The sequence below is a fragment of the Methylobacterium sp. NEAU K genome, from assembly GCF_030700285.1.
Classification (GTDB): domain Bacteria; phylum Pseudomonadota; class Alphaproteobacteria; order Rhizobiales; family Beijerinckiaceae; genus Methylobacterium.
This window is the reverse complement of sequence record NZ_JAUYZJ010000010.1, coordinates 103,671-124,257: the sequence shown is the minus strand read 5'-3', so window position 1 is coordinate 124,257 and position 20,587 is coordinate 103,671. Positions and strand designations below refer to the sequence as shown.

Below are 20,587 nucleotides of genomic sequence, written 5' to 3'. Positions count from 1 at the left end.
AAAGCGGACTTCAACAGAAGCTCCTTCTACATTGTGATCGCCTCGCCCCCGCGGGCGCGCGCACCGGTCTGGCCACTGTCCTCACCGTCGGCAGAGGTATGCGCATTCCCCGCGCCCGCAGAGGGTGACCCCTCAGGCCCCACCGAACAGCGTCCGTGCCAGCCGCGAATGGTCCTCGCGCAGGCGGGCCGTGTCGACGCCGAGCGGCTGCCCGTCAATCACCCGCCACCGACCCGCCACCATCACCCGGTCGGCCCGGGTCGCGCCGCACAGGACGAGCGCCGCGAGCGGATCGTGGGCGCCGGAGAAGCGCAGCTCGTCGAGGGTGAACAGCGCGAGGTCGGCCTCGCGGCCCGGCTCGATCCGGCCGATATCCGAGCGGCCGAGGCAGGCGGCCGAGCCCTCGGTCGCCCAGCGCAGGGCGTCGAGATGGGTCACCGCCTCGGCCCCGTAGGTGAGCCGGTTCAGCATCAGCGCGTGGCGCACCCCCTCCATCAGGTTCGAGCTGTCGTTCGAGGCCGAGCCGTCGACGCCCAGCCCCACCGGAGAGCCTGCCGCCTCCAGCTCGCAGGTGCGGCAATGGCCGGACGCCAGGGTCATGTTCGAGGTCGGGCAATGGCACACGCCGACGCCGGCCTTGCCGAGCCGGGCGACCTCGGTGTCGTTGAAGTGGATGCCGTGGGCGAGCCAGACCCGATCGCTCATCCAGCCGACCTCCTCGAGGTAATCCACCGGACGACAGCCGAACATCGACAGGCAGAATGTATCCTCGTCCAGCGTCTCGCCGAGATGGGTGTGCAGGCGGCAGCCGTGCCGGGCGGCCAAGTCCGCGCTCTCGCGCATCAGGCGCTTCGTCACCGCGAAGGGCGAGCAGGGCGCGAGCCCAACCTGCACCATCGCCCCGGGGGCGGGGTCGTGAAACAGGTTCAGCACCCGCTCGCAATCGGCCAGGATCGTGTCGTCGTCCTGCGTCAGCGCCTCGGGGGGCAGGCCGCCCTCCCGGTCGGACAGGCTCATCGAGCCGCGGGTGATGGCGGCGCGGATGCCGAGGCTCCGCGCCTCCTCGACCTGGATGTCGACCGACTGCTCCAGCCCCTTCGGGAACAGGTAGTGGTGGTCCCCCGCCGTAGTGCAGCCCGAGAGCAGCAGCTCGGTATAGGCCACCCGGGTGGCGAGCCGGAACGCCTCGGGGGTGATCCGCCCCCAGACCGTGTAGAGCGCCTTCAGCCAGGGGAAGAGCGGCTTGTTGATCGCGATCGGATGGGCGCGGGTCAGCGTCTGGAAGGCGTGATGGTGGGTGTTGATCAGCCCCGGGATCACCACGTGGCGCGCGGCATCGAAGGTCTCGTCGATGGCAGCCGGCCGCCCGCCCGCGGCGACGCGCTCGACGATGCGGCTGCCCTCCACCACGACGCCGCCCCCGGCATCCTCGGCCAGGATGGCCAGGGGATCGCGGATCCAGAGGCGGCGGCCCTGCACGTCGGCGTCGCTCATGCTGTTCCCCTCGGTCACGGACCCGGCTTCGAGGGGTATCGGACCCGGGCGGGCACCGGCAAGCCCCACGGGGTGTCTCACCGGCGGGCGCCCCCGGGGTTGACGCTCCACGGTCGCGCTGAGACATGTCAGCGGGACTGACCTTATCGACCTCCCGGACGGTCCCCACGTGACGGCCTGCCCCCCGTGACCTCATCGGCACAGCGTGACGGCATCGCCCCTCCCGCGCCCGCTCCCGACGCCCCTTCCCGCCGGGCAGAGGGCGCCCTCGGCAGCGACGACCTGATCGAACTGCTGTTCTTCGCCTACCGGGACTTCGTCGGCGATCCCGACCGGATCCTGGCCGCCTACGGCTTCGGCCGGGCGCATCATCGGGTGCTGCACTTCGTCGACCGCTATCCGGGGCTGACCATCGCCGAGCTGCTCGACATCCTGCGCATCACCAAGCAGAGCCTCAACCGGGTCCTGAAGGACCTGATCGGGCAGGGCTACGTGGCGCAGAGGCCCGGCCCGAGCGACCGACGCCAGCGGCTCCTGTACTGCACGGAGACCGGCGCGGAGCTGGCCGCCGACCTCACCCGCGTCCAGGCCCGCCGCCTCGCCCGGGCGCTCGCCGCGCCGGACGCGCGGGGCTCCCCGGAGGACTTTCTGATGGCGATGATCGAGCCGGAGGACCGGGCCGCGGTCCGGCGCCTGATGGCCCGGCGCGGGGCCGCCGCCAACGGGGGCGGCGCGTGAGCGCCCCCGCCCGGGCCGAGCTGCCCGATACGGCGCCGCACGTCCTGGTGGTCGACGATGACCGCCGCCTGCGCGAGCTGCTCGCCCGCTACCTGACCGACCAGGGCTTCCGGGTCACCGCGGCGGCGAGCGCCGCGGAGGCCCGGGCCCGGGCCCAGAGCGTCGTGTTCGACGCGATGGTGCTCGACGTGATGATGCCCGGCGAGAACGGCTTCGACTACGCCCGCAGCGTGCGCGAGACCTCCCGGGTGCCGATCCTGATGCTCACCGCCCGCTCCAACCCGAACGACCGGGTGATGGGCCTGGAGATCGGCGCGGACGATTACCTGCCCAAGCCGTTCGAGCCGCGGGAGCTGACGCTGCGGCTCAACAACATCCTGAAGCGCAGCCTCCGTCCCCGCGAGGCGGCGGCCGAGGCCGTGACCTTCGGGCCGTTCGCGTTCCGGATCGACCGGGGCGAATTGCGCCGGGACGACGAGCTGATCCGCATCACCGAGCGCGAGCGCGAGATCCTGACGATCCTGGCGGTGGCCGGCGGCGCCAATGTCGAGCGCGAGCAGCTCGCCGGTCCCGGGGGCGCCGCCGCGGAGCGTACGGTGGACGTGCAGATCAACCGCCTGCGCCGCAAGACCGAGGTCGATCCCGCCAACCCGGTCTTCCTGCAGACGGTGCGGGGCGTCGGCTACCGGCTCGCGGTGGATTGAGCCGGCCGGAAGCCGGCGCGATCCGGCTACAACGCGTGCGGCTGGCCCGGCTTCAGCTTGAGCGCCTTGGAGACCCGCGTGGAGAGGCTGCCCACGATGGCGAGGGCGGCAGACCCGTCGGCCAGCGGCCGGACCGCCGCGATCGCCTCCTCGGCGCTGGGGTTCATCACCGCGTAGACCGTGGGGCTCGATGCGGCGCCGCCGGGCCGCTCCTCCGTCACGGAGACCAGGAAGGTGGTGTAGCGGCTCCGCGTGCGTCCAGGCATGTCCCAGCATGTGGCATGTCGGCTAACCATCACCAATGCCCGAGCCGCAGCCGACCCGGACAAAGGCATGCGCGACGCCGGGCGAATTTCGTGCCGCGCGGATGCCGGGGGTTCAGGCGAGGGCGAGGTCGAGGCCGGCCAAGGGCAATCCGGAAAGCCGCGTGGTCCAACGCTGCCCGGGGGCGACCGGCAGCGCGTCGGTCAGCGTGCCGGTCGAGACGACTTCCCCGGCCGCGAGCGGCAGGCTGCCGGGATCGTTAGCCAGCACATCGACCAGATGCCCGAGGGCCGCCAGCGGGCCGCCCCCGAGCACGTTCCGGCCGCTGCCCCTGTCGGCGACGGTACCGTCCCGGAGGAGATCGACGGAAAAGCCCGCGAGGCCGTCGATCCAGGCCCGGGCGGCCGCCGGGACGATCCGCACCCGTTCGCCGACCACCAGCAGGCCGTGCAGCCCGAAGGCCGCGACCGTGTCGGGGGCGGTGAAGCGCCAGCCGGGGAACAGCGACTGCACGATCTCGAAACCATGCGCCGCCCAGTCGAGGCAGCCGACCAGCGCGGCCGCGTCCATGCCGGGCTCGGGCACCCGGCCCAGGCCGAACACGATCTCCGGCTCGATCCGCGGCTCGACGAAGGCGGTCAGCGCCACGGGCCCGGTCAGCGCGGCCCGGTCGCGCAGGGTCGTGTCGTAGACATGCCCCCAGATCGGCTCGTGGATCCCATAGGCCGCCCAGAGCGTCGTGTTGGTGAAGCCGATCTTGCGGCCGACCGTCCGCTCGCCGCGGGCGACACGCAGGCGCCGGACCTCTGCGGCCACCCGGTAGGCGGCGGCCAGGTCGAGACCGGGATCCCAGCCGGTGGGGGGCGGGATCTGGCGGCGATGTTCGTGCGCCGCCAGGATCGTTCGGGCATGGGTCGCGGCGGGGACGGGCTCGGTCATCGCCGAATCCTAGCATGGCGGACCGGCGGCGGGGGCCGCCGCCTACCAGACCAGCCGCTCGATCACCGCGTCCGGGTGAACCGCCTGCCGACCCAGCCATGCTGCCACGTCGCCGAGGCGATGGTGCTCCGCCGAGACGCCGAGTTCCTCCGCGTGGATGCCCCGGGCGACGAGAAGGCTCGCGATTCCGAAGCCGCTCGCCCCCGCGATATCCGTGCGGATCGCGTCGCCGATCGCCATCACCCGGCTCGGGTCCACCGGGCCGCCGGACAGGTCGGCGCCCTTGGCCAGGGCCGCCTCGTAGACCGGCCGGTGCGGCTTGCCGGCATAGACCACCGCGCCGCCGATCTCGGCATAGGCCGCCGCGATCAGACCCGCGCAGGGGATCAGCCGGTTTCCGCTCTCGACCACGAGGTCGGGGTTGGCGCAGATCAGCGTAAGCCCGCGGGCGGCCAGGCGCGCCAGTTCGTCGCGGTAATCGTCGGCGGTCTCGCTGCGGTCGTCGAACAGGCCGGTGCAGACGATCAGGTCGGCCTCGGCCTCCGGGACGAGGCTGAGGTCGAGATCGTGGAAGATGCCGAGATCGCGCTCGGGCCCGAGATGCCGGATCCGGGCACCCGGGCGCGCGGCGATCAGCGCCCGGGTGAGGTCCCCCGACGTCAGGATCGCGTCGTAGGCCTCCCGGGGCACCCCGAACCGGTCGAGGATGCGCCCGACGCCGTCCCCCGGACGGGGCGCGTTCGAGACCAGGACCACCCGGCGCGGCCGCTCCCCCGGGAGCCCGCGGAAGCGGATCAGCGCCTCGCCGGCAGCCCCGTGCGCCTTCTGGCCGTCATGCAGCACGCCCCAGACGTCGCAGAGGAGCAGGTCGTAGCGGTCCGCCACCTGCGCGAGGCCGTCGAGGGTCGGGATCGGTGCGGGCGTAACGGTCATGGATGGGTCCGGTGGATGCGCCGCCCGACCGGGCGGGATCTGGCTGAAAACCAGGGTTTCGAAAGGTCCGTGGTCCGGCCCTTTCGAGGTGCCTGACGCAGCGGTTGGGCACCGGAGGGCTCGCGCCGGACGCTCGGTCCGGCGGACCTGTGCGTACGGACCGAAGAGATTGATCGGGTTGGCAAAACGCAGCGATCGCGGCCCAATCCAGCCACCTTGGAAAGCGGGGGTCCGATACCATTCGAAACCGGGACCTGAGCGTGCGGACCTGCGCGCCCGTCAGCCCTCGGCGGCCGTGAAGTGGCGGGCCAGCACGGCGCGGACCTGCGCCACCATGTCGGCCTCGGGGCAGGAGACCTGCGCCGGCCGCGCCGCCTTCCACTCGGCGTTGCTGCCGATGGTCTCGGCCGCGCGGGCGCCCTCGATCAGGTCCTTGATCTGGATCTCGCCGGCCAGCCGCTCGTTCGAGCCCTGGATGATCGCCACCGGGGCGCGGCGGCGGTCGGCGTATTTCATCTGCGCCTTCATGCCGGCGGCGCCGAGGTAGAGCTCGGCCCGGATGCCGTCCGCCCGCAGGAGGGCGACCAGCCGCTGGTAGTCGGCCATGTTCTCCCGGTCGAGGACCAGCACCACCACCGGGCCGGGCTTCTCGACGCCGGCGAGCAGCGGGCTCCCCACGAGTTGCAGGGCCGAGAACAGCCGCGAGACGCCGATCGAGAACCCGGTCGCCGGCACCGGCTCGGACCGGAAGCGCCCGACCAGGCCGTCGTAGCGGCCGCCCCCGGCCACCGAACCGAAGCGCACGGTCTGGCCGTCCTCATTGGTGACCGGGAAGGTCAGCTCCGCCTCGTAGACCGGGCCGGTGTAGTATTCGAGCCCGCGCACCACGCTCGGATCGGCCCGGATCACCTCGTGGCCGTAGCCGGCAGCGGCGCAGAGGCGCATGATCGCGTGCAATTCGGCGATGCCCTCGCGGCCCGTCTCCGATTCGCCTACCGCCTCGTGCCAGCCCGCGAAGAACCGCTCCCAGAACGCCAGCCGGTCGGCGCCGTCTCCCGCGTCGGCCTGGAACGACATGTAGGCGAGGATGCGGGTGATCGCCCCCTCGTCGAGGCCCGCGCCCCTGGTGAAGTCGCCGCTCTCGTCCTTGCGCCCGGCGCCCAGCAGCTGGCGGACCCCGTCGACGCCGAGCCGATCGAGCTTGTCGATCGCCCGCAGGACCGTGAGGCGCTGGCCGGCCTTGTCGGGGCCCGCCAGCCCGATCGCCTCCATCACCCCGTCCAGCACCTTGCGGTTGTTGACCTTGACCACGTACTGGCCGCCGAGCCCGAGCCGGTCCAGCGTGTCGGCCATCAGCATGCAGGTCTCGGCATCGGCCGCGACCGAGCCCGCGCCGACGATGTCGGCGTCGAACTGCATGAACTGGCGGAAGCGGCCGGGCCCCGGCTTCTCGTTGCGGAAGACGTAGCCGGCCCGGTAGCTGCGATAGGGCTTCGGCAGCGCGTCGTAATGCTCGGCCACGAACCGGGCGAGCGGCGCCGTGAGGTCGTAGCGCAGCGACAGCCACGCCTCGTCGTCGTCCTGGAACGAGAACACGCCCGCATTCGGGCGGTCGAGGTCGGGCAGGAACTTGCCGAGCGCCTCGGTGTACTCGACGAAAGGCGTCTCCAGGGCCTCGAAACCGTATAGCTCGAAGCTCTTCCGGATCGTCTCCAGCATCCGGCCCTGCGCGGCGATCTCGTCGGCGCGCCGGTCGACGAAGCCGCGCGGCAGGCGGGGCTTCAGGGTCTCGGCCCGGTTCTCGACCTTCGACATGTGAACGCGTTCGCTTCTCGCGGACCCGGAGCCCGGGCCTTGCATCGGGTTTGAATCGTCTCCGGCGCGGCGGAGAGCCTGGGGCCGGGCTCTAGAGCATGGCGCGCGAAAGGGGAATGCAGATCCCGCCCTGCGGTTAGGTTCTCAGTACGGCGCCGTGAGCTTGAGCCAGAGCAGGAGTGCGAGGCTCACCACGGCGATCGGCATCTGCAGCGGGCGCAGCCGGGCATGCGCCAGGGGCACCTCCCCGGCGCGCGCCGCGATCGGGTCGAGGATTCCGACGAGTGCGTAGCCCAGGATCAGCATCGCCAGGGCGGGGACCGCCTTGCCCATCACCGCCGAGAACAGGCTGAACAGGCCGAGCCCGTACAGGATCAGCATCGTCGCCATCTGCGAGAGCCGCGGGCCGCCCTCGGTGCGGAAGCTGACGCCCCGGTGCACGCCGGCCAGGAACAGCAGGATCGAGGCGGCGTAGATCAGGGTGAACAGGGCCACCAGGTAGTCGAGGGGCTGCCCGTTCAGCCACCAGGCCGCGGCGGCGCCGACGGCGATCGGCACCATCGGGCCGAAGCCGAAGACGAGGTCGAGCCACGGGATCCGGCGCGGCTCGTGGGTGGTGAGGGTGCGTCCGGTGGCGTCGTCGCGCATGTCGATGGGGCCGGGTTCTCGGGTTCAGGTCTGCTGCGCCGCAGCGCCGGGACGGTGAACGGCCCCGCGGGAGTGCGGTTCCTGGCCGGTTTCGTGCGCCGCATCTACCGGTGCGGAGGCTGCTGCGCGAGGCCCCTCTTGCCCGGCCGATCTTGCGAGGTGCTTGCGATCCTCACGCGAGCCCCTTGAGTACGGTGGAAAAACGCGTTATTTCTCCGTTGCCCTCGTCACAAGGTCAGCGCCGCAGCGCGCCCGTGAGCCGCGAGGGTCCTGCCGAAAACGGTCCAGCCAAGACGATCTTCGGGCCCCTCGCTCCGGCGCGGCCCGCTCTCCGGCGCCCGTCCCCCGGGTGCTTGGCGCAGAACCGGCCCTCCCTCCTTCTCCGTCGGTTGCAAGACACCCATGACGCCACATCCCGACGCCCTCGCCGACCTCGAGACCGCGGAACCGGCCGATACGCCCGTCACCCCGCAGGTTGCCGCCCTCGAGGGCGTGCGCGAGGTCAAGCTCTCCGATCTCAAGGCCAAGACGCCCACCGAGCTGACGGCCTTCGCCGAGGAGGTCGAGGTCGAGAACGCCTCGACCATGCGCAAGCAGGAGCTGATGTTCGCGATCCTGAAGCAGCTCGCTGCCAAGGAGGTCGAGATCATCGGCGCCGGCACCGTCGAGGTGCTGCAGGACGGCTTCGGCTTCCTGCGCTCGAACGACTCGAACTACCTCCCGGGCCCGGACGACATCTACATCTCGCCGACCCAGATCCGCCGCTTCGGCCTGCGCACCGGCGACACCGTCGAGGGCCCGATCCGCGGCCCCAAGGACGGCGAGCGCTACTTCGCGCTGCTGAAGGTGAACACGATCAACTTCGAGAACCCGGAGAAGATCAAGCACAAGGTCCATTTCGACAACCTGACGCCGCTGTTCCCCACGAAGCGGTTCAAGCTGGAGCTCGAGAATCCGACCAAAAAGGATTTCTCGCCCCGGATCATCGACATCGTCGCGCCGATCGGCAAGGGCCAGCGCGCCCTGATCGTGGCGCCGCCGCGCACCGGCAAGACCGTGCTGATGCAGAACATCGCGCAGTCGATCACCCTGAACCACCCGGAATGCTACCTCATCGTGCTGCTCATCGACGAGCGCCCCGAGGAGGTCACCGACATGATCCGCTCGGTGAAGGGCGAGGTCATCGCCTCGACCTTCGACGAGCCGGCCACCCGCCACGTGCAGGTCGCCGAGATGGTGATCGAGAAGGCCAAGCGCTTGGTGGAGCACGGGCGCGACGTCGTCATCCTGCTCGACTCGATCACCCGGCTCGGCCGCGCCTACAACACCGTGGTGCCGTCCTCCGGCAAGGTGCTCACCGGCGGCGTCGACGCCAACGCCCTGCAGCGGCCCAAGCGCTTCTTCGGCGCCGCCCGCAACATCGAGGAGGGCGGCTCGCTCTCGATCATCGCCACCGCGCTCATCGACACCGGCTCGCGGATGGACGAGGTGATCTTCGAGGAGTTCAAGGGCACCGGCAACTCGGAGATCATCCTGGACCGCAAGGTCTCGGACAAGCGCATCTTCCCGGCGATCGACATCACCCGCTCCGGAACCCGCAAGGAGGAGCTTCTGGTTCCGCCGGACGCGCTCAAGAAGACCTACGTGCTGCGCCGCATCCTCAACCCGATGGGCGTCACGGACGCGATCGAGTTCCTGCTCGACAAGCTGCGCCAGACCAAGAGCAACAGCGACTTCTTCGATTCCATGAACACCTGAGGCGGCGCATGAGCTCCGCGACCGGACCCGTGATCCGGTTGGACGGGACGCGCCCGCGGACCGCGTCCCGGGCGAGCCCTTGGTGGAGGCGGCGGACCATTGCGTCCGGGCGCGCGAGGCCGTGGACCGCAGCGACCACCGATTCCGCGCCTGCTCGCCGACGGGTTGCTGTGGGAACGCGGCCGGGCTCTGGCGACCCGCCGCCTGTCCCGACCTGTGCCGCCGCGGCACGGCGCGGCCGGACGCCGATGCGCCCCCGTTGACCTTCTCCTAACCGGGCCCTGCCACTCTGCACCTGGGAGCCAGGTTGCGTATCGGCTCCGCGACAGCCCCGCCGGCCGGTTCATCCCGGCGGCGGGGCTCGTCGCAGCGCGAACGCTGGCTTGCACCCGGCGCCCGATCCGTGACACTGGCGCGATGCCCCGCTCGCCCTGGACCGGTCCGGAACCGCTCCTCCTCGCCTCGACCAGCCCGACCCGGCGCCTTCTGCTGGAGAGCGCGGCGTTGCCCGTCGAGACCGCCTCGCCCGACGTGGACGAGCGCGCCCTGGAGGCCGACAGCCTCGGGCTGTCCCCGCCCGATCTCGCCCTGAGGCTCGCCCGCGCCAAGGCGGATTCGGTGGCGGCCCGGTATCCTGGGCGGGTCGTCGTCGGCGCCGACCAGGTGCTGGAGCTGGATGGTGCCGTCTTCCACAAACCCGCGGATGCCGCGCAGGCGCGGGCGCAGCTCACCCGCCTCTCCGGCCGCACCCATGCCCTGCATGCCGCCGTGGCGCTGGCCGGCCCCGTCCGCGACGCCTTCGTGGAGACCGCGCGGCTGCGCATGCGCCCCCTCGATGCCCGGGCGATCGCGGCCTATGTGGACTGCGCCGGCACGGACCGGGTGCGGTCGAGCGTCGGCGGCTATCAGCTCGAAGGGCCGGGCATTCACCTGTTCGAATCGGTCGCGGGCGACCACAGCACCGTCCTCGGCCTGCCGCTGCTGCCGCTGCTCGCCCGTCTGCGCGCCGCCGGATATCTGGATTTTTAGGGAGTTCCGTCTTGGCCGGGCACGATCATTCGCACGGTAGCCACGCGCACGGTCGTGACGCGCATCCAGGCCATGGCGGCCACGCGCATGCGCCGAAGAATTTCGGGTCGGCCTTCGCGCTCGGCATCCTGCTCAACACCGCCTTCGTGGTGATCGAGGCGGCCTACGGGTACGTCAGCAATTCCATGTCGCTGGTGGCCGATGCCGGCCACAACCTCTCGGATGTGCTGGGCCTTTCGGCGGCCTGGGTCGCCGCGATCCTGGTGCGCCGCCGCGCCAGCGCCCGCTTCACCTACGGGTATCGCGGCTCCTCGATCCTGGCCGCCCTGTTCAACGCTGTGTTCCTGCTGGTCGCCATGGGGGCGGTGATCTGGGAGGCCCTGGTCCGGCTCGTCCATCCGGAGCCGGTGGCCGCGACGACCGTGATGGCGGTGGCCGCCGTCGGGATCGTGATCAACGGTCTCACCGCGTGGCTCTTCGCCAGTGGCGCCAAGGGCGACATCAACATCCGCGGCGCCTTCCTGCACATGGCGGCCGATGCCGCCATCTCGGCGGGGGTGGTGGTCGCCGGCCTGGTGATCCAGCTCACCGGGCTCGCCTGGCTCGACCCCGCGGTCAGCCTCGTCATCGCGGGCCTCGTCGTCTGGGCGACCTGGGGGCTCCTGCGCGACAGCGTGGCGATGTCGCTGGACGCGGTGCCGCCGGAGATCTCCCCGGAGGCGGTGACCGGCTTCCTGCGCGGCCGGCCGGGCGTGGCCGACCTCCACGACCTGCATATCTGGCCGATGAGCACGACCAGCGTCGCCCTCACGGTCCATCTCGTGATGGCTGAGGGCCACCTGCAGCATCGTAACCCGGGCAATGGCTTCCTGGCGGAGACCGCCGAGGGCCTGCGCGAGCGCTTCGGCATCGGCCACGCGACCCTGCAGATCGAGGAGGCCGGCGGCCCGGCCTGCCACCTCGCCCGGGACTGCGCGGCGTGACTGAGGTCGTGATCCCCCGCGCCTTCGTGGTCGGCCACCCGATCGCCCATTCGCGCTCGCCGCTGATCCACGGCTACTGGCTGGCCGAGCACGGCATCCCGGGCTCCTACGAGCGCCTGGACGTCGCCCCGGAGGCGTTCGCGGACTTCATCCGGGGTCTGCCGGAATCCGGGTTGCGGGGCGGCAACGTCACGATCCCCCACAAGGAGGCGGCTTTCGCCCGCGTCGACATCCTGACGCCGCGGGCGGAAAAGATCGGCGCGGTGAACACCCTGGTGGTCGAGCCGGACGGGCGGATCCGCGGCGACAACACCGACGCGCCGGGCTTCTGCGCCCATCTCGACCACAGCCTCGGGGCCGGCTGGCTTGAGCGGGCGGGGGGCGGCACGGCCGTGGTTCTGGGGGCCGGAGGGGCGGCGCGTGCGATCGTGGTCGGACTCGCCGAGCGCGGGCTGCGGCGCATCCTGGTGGCCAACCGTACCCCCGCCCGGGCCGAGACCGTGGCGGCGCTCGCGCCGGGGATCGGCGCGGCCCTGGCCTGGGACGACCTGCCGGCGGCCCTCGGCGGGGCCGGGCTTCTGGTCAACACCACGTCGCTGGGCATGAAGGGCCAGCCGCCGCTCGATATCGACCTCGCCCCGATGCCGGCGGGTGCCGCGGTGGCCGACATCGTCTACGCGCCCCTGGAGACGGACCTGCTCGCCGCGGCGCGGCGGCGGGGGCTCGCGGCGGTCGACGGGCTCGGCATGCTGCTGCACCAAGCCGTGCCGGGCTTCGAGGCGTGGTTCGGCCTGCGCCCTTCCGTCACCCCAGGCCTCCGGGACCGGATCGTGGCGGACATCGTCGGATGAGGACGAAGGCGGGCTCCGGACCCGTCGTGCCGGGACCCTTCGTCCTTGGCCTCACCGGCTCGATCGGCATGGGCAAGTCGGCCACCGCCCGGATGTTCGCAGCCCTCGGCGTCCCGGTCCACGACGCGGACGCGGCCGTGCACGCGCTCTACGGCTCCGAGGGCCAAGCCGCCGCGGCGATCGGTGCGGCCTTCCCGGGCGTGCTCGATCCGCAGGGTGGCGTCGACCGCGTCCGGCTGCGCGCGGCGGTTCTCGACGCCCCCGACCGGATGGCGGCGCTCGAAGCGATCGTACACCCCCTGGTCCGGGCGGCCAGCGCGGCGTTCCTGGCCCGGCACGCGGACGCGCCGCTCGTCGTCCTCGACATCCCGCTCCTCTACGAGACCCGGGGCGAGGGCCGCTGCGATGCGGTCGCCGTGGTGAGCGCGCCGCCCGAGATCCAGCGCGCCCGGGTGCTGGCCCGTCCCGGCATGACCGAGGCGGCCCTCGATGCGATCCTGGCCAAGCAGATGCCGGATGCCGAGAAGCGGGCCCGGGCGGACTTCGTGATCGACACGAGCCGCGGCTTCCCGGCGGCGGAGGCCGAGGTGGCGCGGATCGTCTCACGGCTCACGGCGGCCGGTGCGCCGGCGCACCGGGCTGGCGGCTGACACGTCCGCGCGACGCCATATCTCCGCGCGTGCCCGATCCGCGACGGACCGAGCCCGCTGCGGGATGGACGACGATGACCCGGCGTCTCGAACTGATCGGGCGGGTATCGGCTGCCTGCATCCTCGCGGCCCTCACGCTGCTCGCAGCCGCCCCGGCGCAGGCCCGGTCTGCCGCCGCCTGCCCGCATCCGAAAAAACTCGCGGCCGGCGCCTGCGTGACCACCTGCCCGGCCGGCTACGAGGATCGGGGGCGCGACTGCGTGTACCGCAACCAGTCCCGGTGACCGGACGGGAATGGCGGGCACGGCGGATTAACCCCCGGGCCCTATCCGGCTAGGGTCCGGCCGCCTCATGATGCGAGTCCCCAAAACATGCTGCGCGAGATCGTCCTCGATACCGAGACCACCGGCACGGAGGCGCGGAGCGGCGACCGGCTGATCGAGATCGGCGCGGTCGAGCTGCTCAAGCACATCCCCACGGGCCGGACCTTCCACCGCTACTGCAACCCGCAGCGGGCGGTCTCCGAGGGCGCGTTCAACGTGCACGGCCTGTCGGACGCGTTCCTGTCCGACAAGCCGATCTTCGCGGAGATCGTGGGCGACCTCATGGACTTCCTGCGCGAGGGGCGCCTCGTCATCCACAACGCGCCCTTCGACGTCGGCTTCCTCAACATGGAATACGCCCGACTCGGGGCCTATGCGCCGCCGCCGATCCGGCTGGAGGACGTGGTCGATACCTTGCCGATGGCCCGGCGCAAGCACCCCGGGGCCGCCAACAACCTCGACGCCCTGTGCGCCCGCTACGGCATCGACAACACCCGGCGCACCAAGCACGGGGCGCTCCTCGACGCGCAGATCCTGGCCGAGGTCTATGTCGAGCTGCTCGGCGGCAAGCAGACCAGCCTCGGATTGCTGGACGCGCAGACCGCGTCTCCGGCGGCCGAACTCGCCGCCCAAGCGGTTCCGGTGGCGCCCCGGCCGTATCGTAGCCGACTGACGGATGAGGAGCGGGCCCGCCACGACAGCTTCCGGGCGAGCCTCGGGGCCACGGCGATCTGGGCGGAGTACATCGGCGCGGACGATCCCGCCTGAGCGATCTTGCCGCAGCGCACCTCGGCGTCTACTGCAATGCACAATCAGCCGACCGCGTGCCATCCTGGACCTCGGTGAGGATGATGCATGCGACGGTACAGGCGTGCGGGTTCCGGCCGCGACACGGATGCTGAAGTGACGAGGCGCGGACCCATGACCGACCCCTTCGGCAAGCTCAAGGACTTGCACGACGGAGAACGCCACAAGCCCGGCGGCTCGCCCTTCGCCGACCTGATCGAGGCCACCCGCCTGACCGGCCTGGGCCGCCTGGATGAGGCCACCGCCCTGATCCAGCGCAGCCTTGGCGGCCTCACGGCCGCGCCGCCCCAAGCCCCGGGGCAGCGCGGCGAGGCCCCGCGGGAGACCGGCCGGCGGGTCCCGACCGAATCTCCCGGAGAGATCAAAGCCGAGCCCCAGAGCGAGGCGCGAAACGCAATCCCCCGAGGCTCGGCCGCGGAGCCGGCGGTGCGGGTCCGCGAGGTGATCGGCCATGTCGTGCGGGGCCTGGCTCCGGTGCTGAAGGGACTGAGCCATGCGCGCCGGTCGCCCGGACAGCAGGCGGCCGGCCGGAAGGCCGCGGGCGAGAGCCGCTTCGTCGCCCTGAGCCACGTGGAGGCGGCAGGCACCCGCGACTACAAGCTGTTCATCCCGAGCGACCCGGTCGAGCCGGCGCCGCTGATCGTGATGCTGCACGGCTGCATGCAGAACCCGGACGATTTCGCCGCCGGCACCGGCATGAACCAGCTGGCCGAGCGCGCGGGCCTGTTCGTCGTGTACCCGGCCCAGAGCCGTCAGGCGCACGTTCAGCGCTGCTGGAACTGGTACGAGCCGCGCGACCAGCGCCGCGCATCCGGCGAGCCCGCGATCATCGCGGGCATCACCCAGGCCGTGATGGCGGCCCACGCCATCGATCCGAACCGGGTCTACATCGCAGGGATGTCGGCGGGCGGGGCCGCCGCCCTGAACATCGCCCGGGCCTATCCGGACCTCTACGCCGCGGTGGGCGTGCATTCGGGCCTCGCGGCCGGCTGTGCCCGCGACCTCGGCTCGGCGCTGATGGCCATGCAGGTCGGCGCACCGGGCCTCGCCCCGGCGGTGCAGGTCGGCGCCGCGCCGGCCGGGCAGCGCGTGCCCACCATCCTGTTCCACGGCGAGGACGACGGCACCGTGACCGTGCGCAACGCCGACCAGGTGCTGGCCCAGGCAGATGTCGCGGGGCTGACGGCCAGGTCCGAGACCTTCGAGGGCCGCGGCCATCCCTTCACCCGCACCCGCTACAGGGACGGGACGGGACGGGTCGTCGTCGAGGACTGGCGGGTGCGTGGCGCCGGCCACGCCTGGTCGGGCGGCCGCCCCGAGGGCAGCTACACGGATGCCGACGGGCCCGACGCCTCGCGGGCGATGCTCGACTTCTTCGCCGAGCATCGGCTCGGGGCCGGACAGCGTTAGGGCGTCGCCCCGAGCCTTGCAGAGGGCCGCCCTGCTCGGCTTCGGCCAGGCGCTTCCGGCCTGCGACGTGCTGGCGCTGATCGAGCACTGCCTGGAGCGGGCACGGGTGCCCGCGGCGGGGCCGGCCGCCGGAAGTGTCGTTGCCCCCTCGTCCGGCGGATCCGCAGCGGCTGCGGGGGCCTGCGCATCGCCGTGCCGCCCGCATACGCGGCCGCTGGCCGGCGAAAGCCGAAGCCGCGCTCTGCAAACCCCGCCCGCCCTACCAGGGCCCCGGTCGCCACGGCCGGGGTTCCGGCAAATCGGGCCCCTCGAACGGGCCGGGCTCCGAGCCCTTCGGAAACCCATGCCCTCCGGGGCCGATACCGACCCGCGCGCAGGGACAGCCCGACATCCCGCTCGCGCGTGTCGCCAAGTTCGGTCGCGACTGCTACGGAGCGCCCGCGAGGTGGATGCGATGACACGACCGGAGGCGGGTGAGACGGGGGCGGGCGATGCGGCGCGGACGCGGCTGCACGCGCATCTGGCGGCGGCGGGCTACCGGCCGGTGGCGCCCCCGGTGCTGCAGCCGGTGGAGCCGTTCCTGGAACTGTCCGGCGAGGACATCCGCCGCCGGATCTTCGTGACCCAGGACGCGGCCGGGGCCGAATTGTGCCTGCGGCCGGAATTCACCATTCCCGTCTGCCGCCTGCACCGGGCAGAGGCCGACGGCCAGGCGGCCGATTACAGCTATTGCGGCCCGGTCTTCCGGCTCGCCGCCGACGAGCCCGACGAGTTCTTCCAGGCGGGGATCGAATCGATCGGCCGCACCGACACGCCGGCCGCGGATGCCGAAGTGCTCGGCCTCGCCCTGGAGGGGCTCGCCCTGTTCGGCCGCACCGACCCGGCGGTGCGCCTCGGCGACATGGGCCTGACGGTGGCGCTGCTCGACGGCCTCGCGGTCCCTCCCGCGGCCAAGCGGCGGACCCTGCGGGCGCTCGCCGCCGGGCGCTCCCTCGATGCCGTGACCAATGGCGGCGAGGGCGCGCGCCCGGAGGACCCGCATGCGGGGCTGCTGGCGGCGATCCAGGGCCAGGACCCCCGGGGCGTGCGCGCCTTCGTGGAGGACGTGCTGGCGATCGCGGGGATCTCCGCGGTGGGCGGCCGCAGCGCCGGCGAGATCGCCGAGCGCTTCCTCGGCAAGGCGGCGGCGCAGGCCAATGGCGGGGCCGGGCTCAACGCCGAGAACCGCGCGATCCTCGACCGCTACCGGACCATCAGCGGGCACCCAGACGCGGCCGCCCGCGACCTGCGGGCGCTGGTGACCGACGCGAACCTGCGCCACGACGCCCTCTCGGCCGCCCTCGACCTGTTCGAGGAGCGCACCGGCTTCATCGCGGCCCGCGGCCTGCCGATCGAGCGCTTCCGCTTCCAGGGCGGCTTCGCCCGCAACCTGGACTATTATACCGGCTTCATCTTCGAGGTGACCGAGCGGGACGGCCCGATCCTGGTCGGCGGCGGCCGCTACGACGGGCTGCTCGGGCATCTCGGCAGCCCGGTCGCACTGCCGGCGGTGGGCTGCACCTTCTGGGTCGAGCGCGTGGCGGGGGCCGGACGATGAGCGCATCCGACACCACCCTGATCCTGGCGGTGCCGTCCAAGGGCCGGCTCCAGGAGAACGCCAACGCGTTCTTCGGCCGCGCCGGCTTGAAGCTGGCCCAGGGCGCCGGCGCCCGCGACTACCGGGGCAAGCTCGTGGGCGTCCCGGACGTCGAGGTGCGCTACCTCTCGGCCTCGGAGATCGCCGCGCAGCTCGCCTCGGGTGCGGCCCATCTGGGCGTGACCGGCGAGGATCTGATCCGCGAGACCCTGCCGGACGTGCGCGGCCAAGTGGAGCTGCTGACGCCCTTGGGCTTCGGCAACGCCACCGTGGTGGTCGCGGTGCCCCAGGCCTGGATCGACGTGCGGGCGATGTCCGACCTCGACGAGGTCGCGGCCCTCATGCGCGCCCGCCACGGCCGTCGCCTGCGGGTGGCGACCAAATACGTGAACCTGACCCGCCGGTTCTTCGCCGAGAAGGGGGTCGCCGATTACCGCATCGTCGAGAGCCTCGGCGCCACCGAGGGGGCACCGGCGGCCGGCTCGGCCGAGATCGTGGTCGACATCACCACCACGGGGGCGACGCTCAGCGCCAACGCCCTGAAGGTGCTCGACGACGGGATCATCCTGCGCTCCGAGGCCAACCTCGTCGCCTCGCTGCAGGCGCCCTGGGGCGAGAGCCAGCGGGCTGCGCTGCGCACGGTGCTCGGCCGCATCGCCGCCGAGGAGCGCGCCCGCACCACCCGGGAGGTCCGGGCCGCCATGCCGGAGACCGGCGCCATCGATCTGGCCAGCCTCGCCGGCCTGCACGAGGCCGAGTTGCCCTACGGCGCCCCGCGCGGGGCCGATGGCGAGATCGTGATGCGCTGCCCGGAGGGCGCCGTGTTCGAGCTCGCGGGAGCCCTGGTCCTGGCCGGCGCCCGGGCCGTGACGGTGCGGCGGGTCGACTACGCCTTCGCGGCGGAGAACCCGCTGGCGGAGCGGCTGCTGGCGCGGCTCTAAGACGCCCGGCGATGGAGCTGAAATGGCTCGAGGACTTCCTGAGCCTCGCGCGCACCGGCAGCTTCTCGCGCTCCGCGGTCGAGCGCCACGTCACCCAGCCGGCCTTCGGCCGGCGGATCCGGGCCCTCGAGGGCTGGCTCGGCGTCCCGCTGATCGACCGCAGCACCTACCCGACCGCCCTGACCCCCGAGGGCCAGCTCTTCCGCGAGACCGCACAGGAGACCGTGCGGCTGCTGCACGCGAGTCGCGACGCGCTCCGGGCCCGGACCCGGCCGCCGGCCCGGACCGTGTCGGTGGCCGCGCTCCACACCCTCGCGCTCACCGTCTTCCCGGGCTGGTACCGAAAGATCGAAGGCCGCACCGGCCCGCTCGGCAGCCGGCTGCTGCCGGGCGACTTCCACGCCTGCGTGCAGGCGCTGGCGGAAGGCAGCCACGATCTCCTGCTGACCTATCACCATCCCGGGGTGCCGATCCCCTTCGACCCGGCGGCGTTCCCGCACCTCGTCATCGGCCGCGACGCGCTGATGCCGGTGCACCGGCCTGGACCGGCCGCGCCCGACCTGCCGGGACTCGGCTACCCTGAGGATTCCTTCCTGGGCCGGGTGGTGGCGCTCACCACGGAGCCGGCGGCAGCCGCCCACGTCAACGAGAACGCCATGGCGGAGGCCCTGAAGTTCATGGCCCTCGCGGGCCACGGGCTGGCCTGGCTGCCCGCGAGCCTTGTCGCCCGCGAACTGGCCGAGGGCAGCCTCGTGGCGGCCGGGCCGGGGGCCGCGTTGGAGATCCGCCTCTACCGGAATGCCGGCCGCCGGCACGCCGCCCTCGACGCGGTGTGGCGCGCGGCCCGCGGACTGGCGGCCGAAGACGCCTGAACCCTGCCGCGGGCGAAACGGGGTTTCCGAAGGGCCTGCGGTCCTTTGGCCGGGTTCGGGGCGCGAAGCCCCGAGGGCACGGGGCTCTCAGCCCTGCCATAGGGGTCCAGGATTTTCGATGCCGGATCGGCATGGGCCGTGCCGACACGGCATTGGACCCCGGTGCGGCCGCCGCGCAAGGATGCGCCAGCGACGATCGGAGGCGGCGATGCTCGGTATTCTCGGCGGGATGGGTCCGCTGGCGACGGTGGATTTCCTGGCCAAGCTCGTGCGGGCGACGCCGGCCCGGCGCGACCAGGACCACATCCCGACCCTGGTCTGCTCGGCCGCCGACATCCCCGACCGGGTCGCGTCCATCCTGGGCCAGGGGCCGGACCCGCTGCCGGCGATGCGCGCCGCCCTGGCGCGCCTGGAGGCGGGGGGCGCCACCCGCATCGCCATCCCGTGCAACACCGCCCATCACTGGCACGCCGCTCTGCAGGCCGGGACGGCCCTGCCGATCCTGCACATCGTCGATGCCGTGGCCGACGACCTCGTCCGGTGCGCCCTTACCGACGGTCCGGTCGGCCTTCTGGCCAGCGAGGGGACCCTGCGGGCCGGCCTCTACCCGGAGCGGCTCGCCCGGCACGGCTTCACCTGCCTGACCCCGGATCCCGACGGACAGGCCGCGGTCGCCGGGGCGATCCACCTGGTGAAGGCCGGACGGGTCGCGGAGGCCGCGCCGATCCTCGAAGCGCAGGCCCTGTCCCTGACGGCGGCCGGATGTCGCCGGGTGGTGCTGGCGTGCACCGAGATCCCGCTCGCACTCGCCGGTGCCGGGGACGATCTGGCGTCCCTGATGGTGGACGCCACCGACGCCCTGGCGCGCGCCTGCGTGGCCGCCTGCCTGGCCGATGCTGTCGCGCTCCCGCTGGTGGCCTGATCGGCCGTCACTGCGGTCCCTGCTTGGCAAACTCTGAAAGGACCCCGCGCAGCACCTTGAGCCGGGTCTCGTAGAGGCCGCGCAGGCAGGTCACATCGGCTCCGCAGGCACGGCGCTCCTTGAGCCAAGCCTCCTGGTCGTCGCGGAGCTTGGTCTGGCCTCCCATGGGCAGCACGGCCTTCAGGATGTCGAACCGGGTCGCCATCTCGACGTCCATGTCGTTGAGGGGGAGGTGCGCGCAGACCGCCTTCTCGTCGGGCGTCTCGGCCTTCTCGCATGGGAAGCTCGCGGCCCGGGCGGGTGCGGCGGCGAGAAGAACCAGCGGTAGGGCGAGCAGGAAAACCTTGGTCATGGCCCCCAACGGCCCGGCCGGCGAAAGGCTCCGGCCGCCGCGCCTGCGCGGCGAGCCGTGCCCGGATCACGGGATACCGGGATCAGAAGCCCGGCTTGACCACCACCAGGATGACGATGCCGATCATCAGGAGCGTCGGAACCTCGTTGAGCACCCGGTAGAACCGATGCCCGCGGGCGTTCCGGTCGGCGGCGAAATCCTTCACCATCCGGGCGAGCCAGCCGTGGATGCCGGTCATCGCCAGCACGAGCAGGACCTTCGCCTGGAGCCAGGGGCTCGCGTAGAAGCCGCTCATCCAGGCAAGCGCCAGCCCGAAGACCCAGGTGGCGATCAGGGCGGGGTTCATGATCGCCTTGAGCAGGCGGCGCTCCATCACCTTGAAGGTCGCCGACTGCGCCTCGGAGCCCGGCGGCAGGCTGGCGTGGTACACGAACAGGCGCGGCAGGTAGAGCATGCCCGCCATCCAGGCGATCAGGCTGATCACGTGGCCGGCCTTGATCCAGTCGTAGAGCACGATC

The 20,587-nt window shown here is 72.4% G+C and carries 22 protein-coding genes; 14 read left to right on the top strand and 8 right to left on the bottom strand.

The genetic code is table 11. The annotated features are described in order from the left end of the window. Positions 1-132: 132 nt before the first annotated feature. Positions 133-1,494, bottom strand: coding sequence for an 8-oxoguanine deaminase (locus Q8W67_RS10780; RefSeq protein ID WP_305544991.1), 1,362 nt, complete (start codon positions 1,492-1,494; stop codon positions 133-135). Between the two features lie 186 nt (positions 1,495-1,680). On the opposite strand from Q8W67_RS10780, the gene Q8W67_RS10775 reads away from it, so the two are divergent. Together Q8W67_RS10775 and Q8W67_RS10770 are read left to right on the top strand one after the other, a co-directional pair. Then, complete coding sequence (locus Q8W67_RS10775) at positions 1,681-2,232, top strand: MarR family winged helix-turn-helix transcriptional regulator (RefSeq protein WP_370693853.1); 552 nt, start codon at positions 1,681-1,683, stop codon at positions 2,230-2,232. Continuing rightward, positions 2,229-2,936, top strand: coding sequence for a response regulator (locus Q8W67_RS10770; RefSeq protein WP_305544988.1), 708 nt, complete (start codon positions 2,229-2,231; stop codon positions 2,934-2,936). The genes Q8W67_RS10775 and Q8W67_RS10770 overlap by 4 nt, the downstream gene beginning before the upstream one ends. A gap of 26 nt (positions 2,937-2,962) precedes the next feature. Here the strand turns inward: Q8W67_RS10770 and Q8W67_RS10765 are convergent, their stop codons facing one another. From Q8W67_RS10765 to Q8W67_RS10745, 5 genes are all read right to left on the bottom strand, one after another. Further along, positions 2,963-3,202, bottom strand: a complete 240-nt coding sequence (locus Q8W67_RS10765; RefSeq protein ID WP_305544986.1) for a hypothetical protein — start codon at positions 3,200-3,202, stop codon at positions 2,963-2,965. A gap of 112 nt (positions 3,203-3,314) precedes the next feature. Next, a complete protein-coding gene (locus Q8W67_RS10760) occupies positions 3,315-4,139 on the bottom strand; it encodes a 2-keto-4-pentenoate hydratase (protein WP_305544983.1) in 825 nt (274 codons plus the stop codon). Between the two features lie 42 nt (positions 4,140-4,181). Further along, on the bottom strand, positions 4,182-5,072 hold the full coding sequence (locus Q8W67_RS10755) for a TIGR01459 family HAD-type hydrolase (protein WP_305544980.1): 891 nt from the start codon (positions 5,070-5,072) through the stop codon (positions 4,182-4,184). Between the two features lie 279 nt (positions 5,073-5,351). Continuing rightward, positions 5,352-6,887, bottom strand: a complete 1,536-nt coding sequence (gene hisS / locus Q8W67_RS10750) for a histidine--tRNA ligase (protein WP_305544977.1) — start codon at positions 6,885-6,887, stop codon at positions 5,352-5,354. Between the two features lie 144 nt (positions 6,888-7,031). Then, positions 7,032-7,535, bottom strand: a complete 504-nt coding sequence (locus Q8W67_RS10745; RefSeq protein ID WP_305544974.1) for a DUF3429 domain-containing protein — start codon at positions 7,533-7,535, stop codon at positions 7,032-7,034. A 402-nt stretch (positions 7,536-7,937) separates the two neighbouring features. Between Q8W67_RS10745 and rho the strand changes: the two genes are divergently transcribed. The 12 genes from rho (at position 7,938) to Q8W67_RS10685 (ending at position 19,717) form a co-directional block, all read left to right on the top strand. Then, positions 7,938-9,293: a transcription termination factor Rho gene (gene rho, locus Q8W67_RS10740; RefSeq protein ID WP_305544971.1), complete on the top strand. Its 1,356-nt coding sequence runs from the start codon at positions 7,938-7,940 to the stop codon at positions 9,291-9,293. Positions 9,294-9,710: 417 nt separating this feature from the next. Next, entirely contained in the window at positions 9,711-10,322 is a 612-nt protein-coding gene (locus Q8W67_RS10735) for a nucleoside triphosphate pyrophosphatase (RefSeq protein ID WP_305544968.1), read from the top strand. A gap of 11 nt (positions 10,323-10,333) precedes the next feature. Beyond that, positions 10,334-11,305 carry a cation diffusion facilitator family transporter gene (locus Q8W67_RS10730; protein ID WP_305544966.1) on the top strand — a complete coding sequence of 324 codons (972 nt, stop codon included), beginning with the start codon at positions 10,334-10,336 and terminating at the stop codon, positions 11,303-11,305. Between the two features lie 8 nt (positions 11,306-11,313). Beyond that, a complete protein-coding gene (locus Q8W67_RS10725; protein WP_305545097.1) occupies positions 11,314-12,156 on the top strand; it encodes a shikimate dehydrogenase in 843 nt (280 codons plus the stop codon). Then, positions 12,153-12,806 (top strand): dephospho-CoA kinase, encoded by a 654-nt coding sequence (gene coaE, locus Q8W67_RS10720; protein WP_305544963.1) that lies wholly within the window; start codon positions 12,153-12,155, stop codon positions 12,804-12,806. The genes Q8W67_RS10725 and coaE overlap by 4 nt, the downstream gene beginning before the upstream one ends. 74 nt (positions 12,807-12,880) lie before the next feature. Beyond that, on the top strand, positions 12,881-13,090 hold the full coding sequence (locus Q8W67_RS10715; RefSeq protein ID WP_305544961.1) for a hypothetical protein: 210 nt from the start codon (positions 12,881-12,883) through the stop codon (positions 13,088-13,090). 87 nt (positions 13,091-13,177) lie between these two features. Further along, positions 13,178-13,897, top strand: a complete 720-nt coding sequence (gene dnaQ, locus Q8W67_RS10710; protein WP_305544958.1) for a DNA polymerase III subunit epsilon — start codon at positions 13,178-13,180, stop codon at positions 13,895-13,897. A gap of 153 nt (positions 13,898-14,050) precedes the next feature. After that, positions 14,051-15,346, top strand: coding sequence for a PHB depolymerase family esterase (locus Q8W67_RS10705; RefSeq protein WP_305544955.1), 1,296 nt, complete (start codon positions 14,051-14,053; stop codon positions 15,344-15,346). A gap of 454 nt (positions 15,347-15,800) precedes the next feature. After that, complete coding sequence (locus Q8W67_RS10700) at positions 15,801-16,943, top strand: ATP phosphoribosyltransferase regulatory subunit (RefSeq protein ID WP_305544952.1); 1,143 nt, start codon at positions 15,801-15,803, stop codon at positions 16,941-16,943. Next, positions 16,940-17,923, top strand: coding sequence for an ATP phosphoribosyltransferase (hisG, locus tag Q8W67_RS10695; RefSeq protein WP_305544950.1), 984 nt, complete (start codon positions 16,940-16,942; stop codon positions 17,921-17,923). Before Q8W67_RS10700 ends, hisG begins: the two co-directional genes overlap by 4 nt. An 11-nt stretch (positions 17,924-17,934) precedes the next feature. Continuing rightward, positions 17,935-18,795: a LysR family transcriptional regulator gene (locus Q8W67_RS10690; RefSeq protein ID WP_305544948.1), complete on the top strand. Its 861-nt coding sequence runs from the start codon at positions 17,935-17,937 to the stop codon at positions 18,793-18,795. A 208-nt stretch (positions 18,796-19,003) separates the two neighbouring features. Beyond that, a complete protein-coding gene (locus Q8W67_RS10685) occupies positions 19,004-19,717 on the top strand; it encodes an aspartate/glutamate racemase family protein (protein ID WP_305544946.1) in 714 nt (237 codons plus the stop codon). 7 nt (positions 19,718-19,724) lie between these two features. On the opposite strand, the gene Q8W67_RS10680 is transcribed toward Q8W67_RS10685, so the two are convergent. Then, complete coding sequence (locus Q8W67_RS10680) at positions 19,725-20,069, bottom strand: lysozyme inhibitor LprI family protein (protein WP_305544944.1); 345 nt, start codon at positions 20,067-20,069, stop codon at positions 19,725-19,727. A gap of 82 nt (positions 20,070-20,151) precedes the next feature. After that, positions 20,152-20,583, bottom strand: a complete 432-nt coding sequence (gene hemJ, locus Q8W67_RS10675; protein WP_305544942.1) for a protoporphyrinogen oxidase HemJ — start codon at positions 20,581-20,583, stop codon at positions 20,152-20,154. Positions 20,584-20,587 lie beyond the last annotated feature (4 nt).